The following is a 12,657-nucleotide window of genomic DNA, read 5'->3' as shown; positions in this document are numbered from 1 at the left end:
CGTGTTCTCCCTGATCCGCACGGAACTCTCCCGCTTCCGCATCTCCCTCCTGTCGAGGGCTGCGCTGATCGTCATCGCCGTCATCCCCGCGCTCTACGGCGGCCTCTACCTCGCCGCGAACTGGGACCCGACGGGCAACCTCGACCAGCTGGCGGCCGCCGTCGTGAACGAGGACCGGCCTGCCACCAGCACCGGGCCGGACGGCGCCGAGGCAGAGGTCTCGGCCGGCCAGGACCTGGCCGACTCCCTGACCTCCTCGGACGACGCCGGCTTCACCTGGGTCGAGGTGACGCGGACCGAGGCGGAGGAGGGCCTCCAGGACGGCACCTACGCCGCGACGCTCGACATCCCCGCCGACTTCTCCGCGCAGCTCACGTCACTCGGCGGGGAAGCTCCCACGAAGGCGCTGCTCGACATCACGACGGACGACGCCGACAGTTTCATCGTGGGCCAGGTGGGCAACACCGTCGCAGCGAATCTCCAGCGCCAGGTCCGGTCGGGCGCCACCGAGGACTACCTCGACAGCATCTACCTGGGCTTCTCGTCGCTGCACGGGCAGCTGACCGAGGCAGGGGAGGGTGCCGGACAGATCGCCGACGGCGCCCGCAGCGCGGACGAGGGCTCGGCGTCCCTCGTCGTCGGTCTCGGGGACATCGTGGACGGCACGTCCCGGTTGTCCTCCGGCAGTGCGCAGGTGGCCGCCGGAGCCACGGATCTCGCAACCGGATCGGGGGAGCTCGCCGGCGGGCTGGACCAGCTCGACGCCGCGACGGCGGACCTCGTGCCGCAGTCGCAGCAGCTCGCCGACGGTGCAGCCGCGGCATCCGCCGGGGCCGCGACCCTCCGCGACGGCACGGCACAGCTGGCCACCGGATCTCAGTCTGTCGCGGACGGCGCATCGGCCCTTGCCGCGTCCGCCTCGGCCTTGGTCGAGGGCTCGCGGCAGGTCGCCGACGGCGTCGGGCAGGTGGGGGCGGGAGCGGGGGCGCTGAACGACGGCGCCGCACAGCTCCGGACCGGTGCGGACCAGGCGGCCGCCGGCTCGCGGTCCGTGGCCGACGGGCTGGCCCGGCTCAGCACCGACTACGCGTCGCTCACCGACGCAGAGCGGCTCGCAGCCCTGCAGCAGCTGAGCATCGGAGCGGAGCAGGCAGCGGCCGGCTCGGAGCAGGTGGCCGCCGGCACCGGGACCGTCGTGTCGTCGGCAGCCGATCTCGCCGCGGGCGCGGCAACAGCGGCGGCCGGTGCATCAGCCGCCGCCGACGGCGCGGACAGCGTGGCGACGGGTGCCGGGCAGCTCTCGGCAGGGGCTGCGGACGCCTCGACCGGAGCCACGAACGTCTCGGAGGGTGCCGCGGAGCTCGCCGCCGGGCTGGGGCAGCTCCAGGCCGGCACCGCGACGCTCGCCCAGAACACCCCGGGTCTGCGCGGGGGCATCGTCTCGGCGTCGGACGGGGCCGGTACCCTCGCGGCCGGCGCCTCCACGCTCAGTGCGGGTGCGGCCGACGTCGCCGGCGGCGCCTCGGCGCTGGTCGACGGATCGGGCAGGGCGTACGACGGCGCCGCCCGGCTCGAGGACGGACTCGGCTCCCTCTCCAGCGGCTCGCAGGACCTCGCCCGGCAGCTGGGCGAGGGCGCCGACCAGGTCCCCGACTACGACGACGCGCAGCGATCGGCGCTGACCGGCGTCGGGGCCGAGCCCGTGTCGATCGAGCGGACACACGCGCACGGCGTGGACGCCTACGGCGAGGGCATGGCTCCGTACTTCATCCCGCTGGCGCTCTGGGTGGGCGGGATCGTGACCTACACGGTCCTTCGTGCCGTCTCACCGCGCGCGCTCGCGTCCTCGGCGGCTTCCTGGCGTGTCTCGGCCGCCGGCTACCTCCAGGGTGCGCTGTTCGCCGTGCTCCAGGCCGGCGTCCTGCTCGCGGTCCTGCTGGTCGGTGTCGGACTGTCCAGTCCGCACCCGGTGGCCCTGGTCGCGTTCACGATCCTCACCGCTCTCGTGTTCACCGCCATCCACCAGGCGCTCGTCGGACTGCTCGGCGGGGTGGGGCGGCTCGTGGCGCTCGTCCTGCTGATGCTGCAGCTGACCTCCGCGGGTGGAACCTATCCGGTGGCGACGGAACCGGGGTTCTTCCAGTTCCTCAGCCCGCTGCTCCCCATGACCCACGCCGTCACGGGGCTACGGCACCTGATAGCGGGCGGCGACACGGGCATCGTGTGGCTGTCGGCTGTCCAGCTGCTCATCTTCTTCGTCCTGGCGGCGGGGCTGTCCGTGTACGCCTCGCACCGCCGCAGGTCGTGGACCCTGGAGAAGCTCCACCCGAGCCTCTCGATCTGAGCACGTCCGCCCACCGGGGAACGGTCGATCTGCGCCCGGGCGCCGGAACTTATAGGTTGGGGGAACAGCTCCGAGCAGATCCTCCACCAGGAAGGCACCATCCCATGATCTTCATCGTCGTCAAGTTCACCGTGAAGCCCGAGTGGAGCGATCGGTGGATCGACCTCACCCGCGACTTCACGGAGGCAACGCGCCGGGAACCCGGCAATCTCTGGTTCGACTGGTCCCGCAGCGTCGAGGAGCCGAACCGGTTCGTGCTCATCGAAGCCTTCGAGGACGACGCCGCCGAAGCGCACGTCAACAGCGACCACTTCTCGCAGGCCATGCAGGACATGCCGCAGGCCCTGGTGGAGACGCCGGAGATCATCAGCGAGCGGATCGCCGCGGAGGGCTGGGGACGCATGGGAGAGCTGACGGTCGAGTAGCAGGTCGTGTAGCAGGTCGCCGTCGCGCCGTCGGTAGCCGCCGGCTGACGGCACCGGCACGCGTTCGTCAGCAGGTGGTCGTCGTCAGGTCGGCGCTGGGACGGCGTGAGCAGGTGGTCGTCGTCAGGCGGCGCGCACCGGACGGGCGGGAAGCGGTTGCTCGAGGATGAAGTCGTCCTCGAACCTGTCACCGAGGAGGAAACGCTTGGTTCCCACCCTGCGGAAGCCGGACTTCTCGTAGAACCGGAGGGCGCGGGTGTTCTCCTGGTTCACGCCGAGCCAGGCGCCGGGCAGCCCGGTCGTGGCGGCGAGCTCGAGCGTCGCGGCCATGAGCGCGTTCGCGGACCCGCGGCCGTGCTGTTCGGGATGCACATAGAACTTGCTGAGCTCCGCGACCGGTGCGAGCGAGAGCGATGCCAGGACGTGAGTGTCCGTGGGCTGGTCCAGGACCAGCATGCTCCAGCCCATGACCCGTCCCTCCTCCCGGAGGCAGAGGATGGTGTGGCCGGGACGCGCCATGGTGTCGATGAAGCGGTCGGCTGTGAAGTGCGTGGCTATGTGGCGTTCGATGTCCCCGGGCAGGGAGTCGGCAGGGCAGGCGAGGGGGAAGGAGACGGCGGCGCAGGCAGCCAGGCCCGCGGCGTCGTCGGGCGTGGCCGCCGAGATGTCGATGTTCATCTCCATAATCTAGAACGGACGACGGCAGGACGCAGACCCGAGGCCCGCGTCCTGCCGTCGTTTCCGTCTCCGAGGCGATCAGTCGAAGACGGGCTCGCCGTCGCGGGTGAGCTGCCAGTTCTCCTCGAAGAAGGTCGACGGATCGATCGTCTCCTCGGTGATCAGGTAGTCGATCAGGAGCTGGCGGATCTCGGTGGTCTGGTTCACGAGGACCGGCGCCGTGGCGATGTGGGGGAAGTTGCCGCCGCCGGACTGCCGGTAGTTGTTCGTCGCCACCGCGAACCGCTGGGCCGGATCGATCGGTGCCCCGGCGTAGGTCAGATCGGTGATCCGCTGGCCCACCGGCTTGCTGATGTCGATGTCGTAGGAGACGCCGGACATCATGTCGTAGTTGTAGTCAGGGGTGCCGTCGGCATTGGTGAGGGTCGCGGGATCGACCGGGGCACCGGGGTCCGTCCGGGTGAAGTACCTTGCCGAGTATTCGAGGTAGTCCTTGACCTGCGCGCCGGTCATCTCGACCCCGAAGAGCGTGTTGGGGAAGACGTACAGCCCGGCCACGTCGCGGATGGTCACGGGGCCCTCGGGGATCACCGCGGCACGGTTGAAGGGGGCCACGATGGACAGGACCGGGAGATCGGCGTTCGGTGTGCCCTCGAGGGCCTTGGCCACGGCACCGGCCTGCACCTCGTTGACGAAGTCCATGACGGCCGTGTCGCGGAAGCGTGCATCGGCTGCGGACATGGTCTCGGTGGCGGTGCCGATCGCGGTGTTCACGTAGTCGATGACCCGCTGGTGCTGCTCCGAGATCAGCGTGGAGATCACGGGATCGGCGGGAACGGTGTTGGCGTTCAGCAGTTCCGACCTCGCGGAGGTCACGTCCCACTGGCCCCGCACCTTGGTGAGCTCGAAGTCCATGACGGACAGGCGCATGCCCCAGTTCTTCGGTTCGGTCAGCAGGACGCTCTCGCCCGTCTGCTCGTTGGTCACGAAGCGTTCGGGGATCTCCTGGTGGGCGTGGCCCACGAGGACCGCGTCGATGCCCGGGACCTGTTCGGCGAGTTCGGTCGACGCGTTCTCCGTCGGCAGGTCGCCGCCGTAGGAGGAGGTGCCCGAGGTGCCGGAGTGCGAACTGACGACGACGACGTCGGCGCCGGCCGCCTTCATCTCGGGGACGTACTTGCGCGCCTGTTCCACGATGCCGGGGAAGCGGAGCTCGCCCTCGACGTTGTTCTTGTCCCAGATGGCCACCCCTGGGTTCGTCAGCCCGAGGATGCCCACCCTGATGGGCTTCTGTCCCGTCACCTTCACGGTCTTGATCACGTAGGGGGTGAACGCCGCTGCTCCGGAGTCCCAGTCGACCACGTTGGCGCCGAGCAGGGGGAAGTCCAGCTGATCCTCGAAGGTGCGAAGCAGGGGGAGGCCGTAGTTGAACTCGTGGTTCCCGAGTGCCGCGGCATCGTAGCCCATGGCGTTCATGGCGGCCGCCATCGGGTGCGACTCGCCGGTCTCGTCGACGGGCTGCACGTTGGCGAAGTAGTCCGTGAGGGACGTGCCCTGGATGGTGTCGCCGGCGTCGATCAGCACGGTCGACCCGGCCCCGCGGTCCGCCCGTACCTGATTGATCAGTCCCGAGACCTTGGCGAGCCCGACGTCGTTGTGCGCGGCGTCGTCGTACTCGGCGTTCGTGAAGTAGTCCCAGTTCTCGATGTAGCCGTGGAGGTCGCTGGTACCCATGACGGTGATGGTGGCCGTCCGGTCCTTGGGCCCGGTGCCACCGCCGGGTGCGGCGGTGGCGGCGGGCGCCAGTGCGATGGCTGCTGCGCAGCCGATGGTGACCGCCGCGATACTGCGACGGCGACCCTTGGTGAAACGTTCAGACACGTGAAATCAGCTCCTGGTGTGATGCGGTGGCGACAGCCTATCGGTGACCGATGACACACTGATGACGTCCGATGTCGCGCGGGTGAACGCGCGGCATCCACCGTCGGGTGCTGTGCCCTGCGGGGACCGAGGAGCGGCACGTGAGGAGCAGCAGTGGCGGAAGCAGGGCAGGACGCGTACGGGGAGGACATTCTGGGGGAGGGCTACGGCGTCCGGACGCTGCCGCTCCGCCCCGACGTGGAAGGGGAGGTCGTCGCGACGCTCGTCCGTCGTCGGGCGCCGGGCGGATCCCGCCGGGCCGTGCTCTACGTGCACGGCTTCGTCGACTACTTCTTCCAGACCAATCTCGCCGACGCCTGGCTCGCGGCCGGCTACGACTTCTACGCCCTGGACCTGCGGAAGTACGGACGGTCCCTCCGGGAGCACCAGACGCCGAACTACACGGAGTCCCTCGAGGACTACGACGAGGAGCTCGACGCCGCGGCGAAGCTCATCCGCGAGGACGAGGACCACGATGTGCTCGTCGTCATGGGGCATTCGACGGGCGGTCTCATCACCTCGCTGTGGGCGCATCGTCGCCGAGGCCAGGGCGTCGTGGACGCCCTGGCCCTCAACAGCCCGTGGTTCGACCTGAACGCAAGCCTGTTCCAGCGCACGCTGGGCACTGCCGCGGTGCTCAGGATCGGGATCGTGCGCCCCCGGCGGGTGGTAGGGAAGCTCGGCTCGGCCTACGGGCACTTCCTGCACCGGGAGACCGGCGGGGACTGGGACTACGATCTGGCCTGGAAACCGCATGGCGGATATCCGGTGGTGGCGGGGTGGCTGGCCGCGGTGCGCCGCGGCCACGCAGAACTCAATCGAGGCCTCGCCATCGACTGTCCGGTCCTGGTCGCGTGCTCCGATGCGACGTCGAACCCGGTGAAGGAGCCCGGCCGGATCTCGTCGACGGACGTGGTGCTCGACGTCGGGCACATCGCAGCCCGGGCCCCCCGTCTCGGACGGCTCGTCACCCTGGTCCGCATCCGTGGTGGCATCCACGATCTCGCCCTCTCGCCCGAACCCGCCCGTTCGGAGTTCTTCGCCGAGCTGGAGCGCTGGCGGGAGGCCTACGTGCCGAAGGGCCGCACCGAGCCCTGACCGGCGAAGAAGCTGTGTTGATCGCGCGGTGGACGATCACGCCGGCGTGCCTCTCGCGGGCGCGCTGCGCCGCGCGGGCAGCTGCGGCGGCGATCAGGCGTGGCGGCGGGTGGCGAGGAGGTCGGCGAAGGCCTGTTCCTCGCACAGGGCGGAGTGAGCGAGGGTGAAGACGCGTGCGTCGGATCGGAGCTGGCCGATCAGGGTGGGCGCGATCCCGGTGTCCTGGGGGTCGAGCTCGAGCAGCTGGCCCGCGGTCGCATGGATACGTGCCGCTCCGGCCACGGCCGCGTCGGCGTGCAGCTTCCGGACGGTCTGCTGCCACTGACCGGGGTGCGGAGCGCGGAATGCCTGCTCGATCGCGATGATGCGCTCGTCCAGCATGTCGGCGAACCGCGAGATGAAGGACGTTGCGGCTCGGGTGGAGCCGGTCTCGGCCACGAGCCGGGAGAAGGCCGCCTTGTCCATGATGGGCTGCACTTCACGTCCTTTCACACTGCTGCTCCGACCCGGGCGGGGGACAGCCGGAGGGGCGCTTCCTGATTCCCCCCGGAGTACCAGTCTTACTGGCGAACATGAAGCTGGAGCGGAGAGAACCTCGGGGTTGTCTCAAGAGAACCGTAGGGAAGTGAGCACAGCTCCTCCAGGAGGGGGGATTGCCGTTAGGCTGCGGGCCGGACGTCCGCGTCCCGACGAGCATCGATTTGAGGTCCGACCCCCGATGGAGCAGCAGCTCCTAGCTCGGCTCCGCCTCGACCCGTCCTACGAAGTCCCGTACCAGGGCGTCGAACTCCTCCTCCCGTTCGATCTGCGGCATGTGCCCGCAGCGTTCGAACAGGTGGAACTCGGCGTGCGGGAAGACCTTCCGGGCGTGGTCGAGATGGGAGGCCGGCAGCACGCGGTCCTCGTCCCCCCACACCACGAGCGTGGGCTTGTGCTGCGCAGCGACGGTGCGCAGCAGCCCGGTGCGCCAGCGGCGGCGCACTCCGCGGAACGTGCCGAGATGCCGGGCGACGGCGAGCAGGACGTCGTCGTGCACCGGGTTGCCGCCGACCTGCTGGGCGTGGTCGAGGCGCTCCTCGGTGACGTACTTCTTGTCGTAGAACAGGGCGCGCTCGGTGCGGTACGCGGCCTTGCGGGACTTGTCCTTCATGAGGCGCCTGCCGAGCGGGCCGATCGCGAGCAGCCGCAGCGCGATGGTCACTTCCTTGCCGAAGCCGGCGCTGTTCACGAGCACGAGGCTCCGCACGCGCGCCGGTTCGAGGGCGCTGATCTTCATGGCGACGGCCCCGCCGAGCGAATTGCCCACCACGTGCAGCGGCCGGTGCTCGCCGAGGGTATCGAGGGCCGCGATGACGAAGCGGGCCATCGACTCCATCGAGTAGCGCCCCTCGGTCCGCTCCGACAGCCCGAATCCGGGCAGGTCCACGCTGATGACGCGGTGATCCGTTGCCAGCCGCCCGTAGAGCCCTTCCCAGTCCTCCAGGCTGCGTCCGATGCCGTGGATCAGCAGCACGGGCGGCCTGGTCCTCGCACCCGTGTCGCGGTAGCGGACCCGCACGCCGTCGACCACCAGCATGCCGTCGTCGTGCGCCGCGGGCCGCTCCACCTCGGCCCCACTCACCGGCGGACCTTCCGGGCGAGCCGGGCGAGCTTCGTGGCGCGGCGCTCGAGGGTGCCGAAGGACATGGGTGCGACGCGGGCCACGACGTCGGGGATCTTCGCGCTGAGGCCGATCAGCAGGCGGGGCTTCCGGGCCTTGACGGCCTCGAGCATGAGCTCCGCGGCCTTGTCCGCGGGGAAGGTGAGGAGCTTGTTGAACTCGTCCTTGGCCTTTTTCACGTCGACGTCGCTGAGGTTTCCGCCGATCCGCGCGTTCAGCGCGATGCCGGTCCGGATGCCGCCCGGGTGCACCGAGGTGATGCCGATGCCGCGCGGCAGCAGCTCGTTGCGGAGCGCTTCCGTGAAGCCGCGGAGCGCGAACTTGCTGGAGGAGTAGGCGGTCTGGCCCGCGGGTCCCACCAGGCCGAACAGGCTCGAGACGTTGACGATGTGGCCGCCCGGCGTGATCCGCGGCAGCAGGTGGTGGGTCAGGAGGACGGGCGCGTGGAAGTTGATGGCCAGCACCCAGTCGAAGTCGGCCATGCTGATCTGGTCGAAGCGACCGGCCAGGGCCACTCCCGCGTTGTTGATCAGCAGGTCGATGCGCTCGGTCGCCTGGAGCAGATCGGCGGCCAGAGTCTCGACGGCGTCCCGTTCAGCAAGATCCGCGACGAAGGTGGTCACCCGGCTGCCCGGGTAGGTGGACCGGATGGAGGAGGCGACGGCGTCGAGCTTCTCCGCGTCACGATCGACGAGCAGCACCGTGCTGCCGCGTTCGGCGAGGCCGCGCGCGAGGTGCTCGCCCATGCCTCCCGCAGCTCCGGTGACGACGGCGGTGGCGCCGGTGAACTGGAAGGGCTGGATGCTCACGCGTGGATCTCCTGGAGGTCGGGTGCGGGGGTGTCGCTGGATGGGACGGGGGTATCGAACACCATGTTCTTCGAGAGGCTGCCGCGCAGGGCCGTCGGGGCGTCGAGCAGATAGTTCTGCCGCATGATCCACGGCTGGCGGTCGCCCTGCTTCGGGAAGGCGGAGACGGCGCGCTGCACGTACCCGGAGGTCAGGTCGAGGATGGGACGTGCGGTCATGTCGCCGTCGACCGCCGGGGCGGCGTAGCGGTGGCCGTGCCGGTCCAGGTAGCGGATGAGGCGGCAGACGTAGCGCGAGCTGAGATCGGCCCGCAGCGTCCAGGAGGCGTTGGTGTAGCCGACGCACAGCGCGAGGTTGGGTACGCCGCTGACCATCAGCCCGCGGTACACCCACGAATCGCCGAGGTTCACCTCCCTGCCGTCCACAGTGAACGTCGCGCCGCCGAGCGGCAGCATCGAGAGGCCGGTGGCGGTGACGACGACGTCGGCCTCGAGTTCCTGCCCCGATGCGAGGCGGATGCCGGTCGGGGTGAAGGTGTCGATGGTGTCCGTGACCACGGATGCCGCGCCGGATTTGAGGGCCTTGAAGAGGTCGGCGCTCGGTGCGACGCAGAGCCGCTGGTCCCAGGGGTTGTATGCCGGGGTGAAGTTCTCCCGGACCGACGCCTCGTCGCCGAGGATCCGCTCGGTCTGGGTGCGGATGAGCTTCTTGGCCAACTCGGGCCGGCGCCGGCAGAGCTGGTAGAAGGCCTGGGTGAACAGGACGTTCTTGGCGCGGGCCACGTGGTGGGCCGCTCCTGCGGGGAGGCGGCGGCGGACGGCGTCGGAGAACTTGTCGCGGCTCGGGACCGCCGTGACGTAGGTGGGGGAGCGCTGCAGCATCGTCACATGTCCGGCCTCCTTCGCCATGGAGGGGACGAGGGTGACGGCGGTGGCGCCACTGCCGATCACCACGACCCTCTTCCCCGCGTAGTCCAGCTCCTCGGGCCAGAACTGCGGGCGGACGATCTCACCCGTGAAGGACTCGATGCCGGGGAAGGAGGGCTCGTACCCGCGGTCGTAGTCGTAGTAGCCGCTGCAGAGATAGAGGAAGCCGCAGGTGAGCCGGCGGCGCTCGGTGGCGCCGACGTCGTCCGTCACCTCCAGCTCGAGGGTCCAGCGGGCGTCCTCCGAGGACCACGCGGCACTGATCAGCTTGGTGCGGAAGCGGATGCGCTCGCGGATGCGGGGGTCGTCGGCGGTGTCGCGGATGTAGGAGAGGATGGACGACCCGTCGGCGATCGCCTTGGCCTCGGTCCACGGGCGGAAGGGGTACCCGAGCGTGAACATGTCACTGTCGGATCGGACGCCGGGGTAGCGGAAGAGATCCCAGGTGCCGCCGATGGCGCTGCGCGCCTCGAGGACGGCGAAGCTCTTGCCGGGGAGGCCTGTGGAGACGCGGTAGGCGGCGCCGATGCCGGAGAGGCCTGCGCCGACGATGACGACGTCGAGGTGCTCGAGTGCTGTGTCCATCCCTCCATCATTCCGTCTGGCACCATGCGCCGCTTGACTTGCGGCGACAGGTATTTACCCTTGGACGACATGGGCTCCGTCATCCGATCCGCCGGCATGCGCGGCTTCCGCGACGTCGTCGAGCAGTTGGGGGGTGACGCCGAAGCACTCGCCGCCCGCTTCAGGGTGCCGCTCGACGCGCTCGACGGCGACGACGTCCTCGTCTCCGACATCGCGATGGCACGACTCCTCGAGGGAGCGGCTCGGACCCTGCCGTGTCCCGATCTGGGGCTCCGCATCTCCGAGTATCAGGACATCGGCATCCTCGGCCCGCTCGCCGTCGCCGTCCAGAACTCGCCGACCGTCGGGGCCGCCCTCGAGTGCGCGTCGCAGTTCCTGTTCCTCCACAGTCCAGTGCTGCGCTTCACCATCGTGGCGGACCCGGAGGGCCGCGCGGGCGACGTCGGCCTCTGCTACGGGTCCTCCGACGGGACGCCACCGCGCCAGGCCACCGATGCGATCCTCGCCTTCTCGCACCGCATGATCCACTTCCTCCTCGACGGCCCGTACGGGCTCCACTCGGTCCACCTCTCGCACCTGCCCAAGGCGCCCGCCTCCCGGTACACCGAATTCTTCGGCGCCGAGGTGCGCTTCGGGCAGCCCACCTCGCTGCTCCGGGTGCCGCGGAGCCTCCTCGACCGCCCGCTCGCCGGCGTCGACGACACCCTGCGCGAGATCGCCCTCGACTACCTCCACACACACTTCCCGGAGCCGGGGCGTGTGGTCGCGCCGCAGGTGCGGACGGCGATCGATCGCATGCTCGGGACATCACCGCCGCGTATCGGCTCCGCTGCCCGCCTCCTCGGCATGCACGCCCGGACGCTGCAGCGACGGCTCGCCGCGGAGGGGCTCACGTTCGAGAGCCTGCTCGACGACGCCCGCCGGGACGCCGCACTCCGATTGCTCACCCGCACGGACCTGCCGCTGCAGCAGGTCGCGGGGCTCGTGGGGCTGTCCGAGCAGTCGGCGCTCACGCGGTGTGTCCGCCGCTGGTACGGCACGACGCCGAGCGGGGTGCGGGCAGGAGGCGCGGGCGGCGCGGAGGCGTTGCAGGGTCCCACCTAGACTGGCAGCAAGGACGTGGGCCGGTGAGGGGGAGCGGTGGCAGGGATCACGAGCGCCGATGTGGCCCGCGAGAGCGGTGTCTCACGCACCACGGTCAGCTACGTGCTGACCGGACGCGACGGCGTGAACATCTCGGAGGAGACGCGCCGCCGGGTCCGCGAGACCGCCGTGCGGCTGGGGTACGCGCCGTCGGCCGCTGCCCGGGCCCTGCGGACCGGGCGGAGCGATCTGGTGCTGTGCATCCTGCCGGACTGGCCCGTGGGGCCCGTCATCGAGACGCTGCTGGACGAGCTGGCCGACGAACTCTCGGGCCGTGGCCTGTCCGTCCTGGTGCATCACGGGCGCGGTGCGCGGTCACTCACCGATCTCTGGCGGACCGTCACACCCCGTGCCGTCATCGGGTTCGCGCCCTTCGCCGATCACGATCTGCTGGCCATGCGGCAGGCGGGCATCCAGGTACTCGGGACGCTCGGCGAGGACGACCAGCCCGATCCCGCCCTGCCCTCGGAGAGTCAGCTGCGGATCGGCGGACTGCAGGCAGGGCACCTTGGCCGCCGGCGCGGCAGGATCGGGTACGCCTGGCCTACCGACTCCCGGCTCGAGGTCTTCGCCCGCGACCGCCTCCTCGGCGTACGGCGGGCCTGCACGGAGCTCGGCCTTCCCGAGCCCGTCGTCCGTCCGGTCGGGCTCGACGTCGACGCCGCTGCGGTTGCCGTACGAGCCTGGCGCGGGCAGGAGGTCACCGGTGTTGCCGCCTACAACGACGACGTCGCGCTCGCGGTCCTGGCAGGGCTCCGGGCGGAGGGGCTGTCCTGCCCCGAGGGCTGCGCGGTGATCGGGGTCGACGACGTCCCCGCGGCCAGGCTGGCGGCACCGGCGCTGACGACGGTCTCGCAATCCATCGAGGTGCAGGCGCGCTATCTCGCGGCCCTCGTGCTGGCAGATCTCGACGGGGCGGAGGACAAACCCGTGCATCCGGGGCACGGCTTGCACGTCGTGGAGCGCGATTCGGCCTGAGGCGCTGTCCGATATGCGGGGACACACAGGCGGCCAAGCCGATCCGGCTGCACCGCCACAGGGGTGACACCGTCCGCCTGCCGCGCGCAGC

Annotated in this window: 11 protein-coding genes; 5 read left to right on the top strand and 6 right to left on the bottom strand. The window is 70.3% G+C overall.

Annotated elements, in window-relative coordinates:
• Window position 1 precedes the first annotated feature (1 nt).
• Entirely contained in the window at window positions 2-2,344 is a 2,343-nt protein-coding gene (locus FJV46_RS02170) for a YhgE/Pip family protein (RefSeq protein ID WP_087031488.1), read from the top strand.
• Window positions 2,345-2,448: 104 nt separating this feature from the next.
• Window positions 2,449-2,769 carry a putative quinol monooxygenase gene (locus FJV46_RS02165; RefSeq protein ID WP_087031485.1) on the top strand — a complete coding sequence of 107 codons (321 nt, stop codon included), beginning with the start codon at window positions 2,449-2,451 and terminating at the stop codon, window positions 2,767-2,769.
• A gap of 123 nt (window positions 2,770-2,892) precedes the next feature.
• Here FJV46_RS02165 and FJV46_RS02160 read toward each other — a convergent pair whose 3' ends face one another.
• Together FJV46_RS02160 and FJV46_RS02155 are read right to left on the bottom strand one after the other, a co-directional pair.
• Window positions 2,893-3,447, bottom strand: coding sequence for a GNAT family N-acetyltransferase (locus FJV46_RS02160; RefSeq protein ID WP_232008584.1), 555 nt, complete (start codon window positions 3,445-3,447; stop codon window positions 2,893-2,895).
• A gap of 78 nt (window positions 3,448-3,525) precedes the next feature.
• Window positions 3,526-5,328 (bottom strand): bifunctional metallophosphatase/5'-nucleotidase, encoded by a 1,803-nt coding sequence (locus tag FJV46_RS02155; protein WP_087031480.1) that lies wholly within the window; start codon window positions 5,326-5,328, stop codon window positions 3,526-3,528.
• A 153-nt stretch (window positions 5,329-5,481) separates the two neighbouring features.
• On the opposite strand from FJV46_RS02155, the gene FJV46_RS02150 reads away from it, so the two are divergent.
• Window positions 5,482-6,465, top strand: coding sequence for an alpha/beta hydrolase (locus tag FJV46_RS02150; protein ID WP_197715708.1), 984 nt, complete (start codon window positions 5,482-5,484; stop codon window positions 6,463-6,465).
• A gap of 93 nt (window positions 6,466-6,558) precedes the next feature.
• Here FJV46_RS02150 and FJV46_RS02145 read toward each other — a convergent pair whose 3' ends face one another.
• The 4 genes from FJV46_RS02145 to FJV46_RS02130 all read right to left on the bottom strand — a co-directional run bounded on the left by FJV46_RS02145 (window position 6,559) and on the right by FJV46_RS02130 (window position 10,445).
• The gene (locus FJV46_RS02145) at window positions 6,559-6,942 is read right to left on the bottom strand and encodes a hypothetical protein (RefSeq protein WP_087031477.1); all 384 of its coding nucleotides are present in this window, start codon (window positions 6,940-6,942) and stop codon (window positions 6,559-6,561) included.
• Between the two features lie 256 nt (window positions 6,943-7,198).
• On the bottom strand, window positions 7,199-8,086 hold the full coding sequence (locus FJV46_RS02140) for an alpha/beta fold hydrolase (protein ID WP_197715709.1): 888 nt from the start codon (window positions 8,084-8,086) through the stop codon (window positions 7,199-7,201).
• Window positions 8,083-8,934, bottom strand: coding sequence for an SDR family NAD(P)-dependent oxidoreductase (locus tag FJV46_RS02135; RefSeq protein WP_232008585.1), 852 nt, complete (start codon window positions 8,932-8,934; stop codon window positions 8,083-8,085). Before FJV46_RS02135 ends, FJV46_RS02140 begins: the two co-directional genes overlap by 4 nt.
• A complete protein-coding gene (locus tag FJV46_RS02130) occupies window positions 8,931-10,445 on the bottom strand; it encodes a flavin-containing monooxygenase (protein WP_087031473.1) in 1,515 nt (504 codons plus the stop codon). The genes FJV46_RS02135 and FJV46_RS02130 overlap by 4 nt, the downstream gene beginning before the upstream one ends.
• A 69-nt stretch (window positions 10,446-10,514) precedes the next feature.
• Between FJV46_RS02130 and FJV46_RS02125 the strand changes: the two genes are divergently transcribed.
• Window positions 10,515-11,549 carry an AraC family transcriptional regulator gene (locus FJV46_RS02125; protein WP_087031982.1) on the top strand — a complete coding sequence of 345 codons (1,035 nt, stop codon included), beginning with the start codon at window positions 10,515-10,517 and terminating at the stop codon, window positions 11,547-11,549.
• Between the two features lie 36 nt (window positions 11,550-11,585).
• A complete protein-coding gene (locus FJV46_RS02120) occupies window positions 11,586-12,566 on the top strand; it encodes a LacI family DNA-binding transcriptional regulator (protein WP_087031470.1) in 981 nt (326 codons plus the stop codon).
• The last annotated feature ends 91 nt before the right edge of the window (window positions 12,567-12,657 follow it).

This window comes from Arthrobacter agilis, from assembly GCF_006494655.1.
In the GTDB taxonomy this organism is placed as follows: Bacteria; Actinomycetota; Actinomycetes; order Actinomycetales; family Micrococcaceae; genus Arthrobacter_D; species Arthrobacter_D agilis.
Note: the sequence above shows the minus strand (reverse complement) of the source record. Positions and strands in the feature narration are given on the sequence as shown.

Excerpts from the sequence above, each read along its gene's own strand:
- FJV46_RS02160 (WP_232008584.1), bottom strand. The coding sequence starts at position 3,447 with ATGAACATCGACATCTCGGCGGCCACGCCCGACGACGCCGCGGGCCTG.
- FJV46_RS02165 (WP_087031485.1), top strand. The coding sequence starts at position 2,449 with ATGATCTTCATCGTCGTCAAGTTCACCGTGAAGCCCGAGTGGAGCGAT.
- FJV46_RS02125 (WP_087031982.1), top strand. The coding sequence starts at position 10,515 with ATGGGCTCCGTCATCCGATCCGCCGGCATGCGCGGCTTCCGCGACGTC.
- FJV46_RS02130 (WP_087031473.1), bottom strand. The coding sequence starts at position 10,445 with ATGGACACAGCACTCGAGCACCTCGACGTCGTCATCGTCGGCGCAGGC.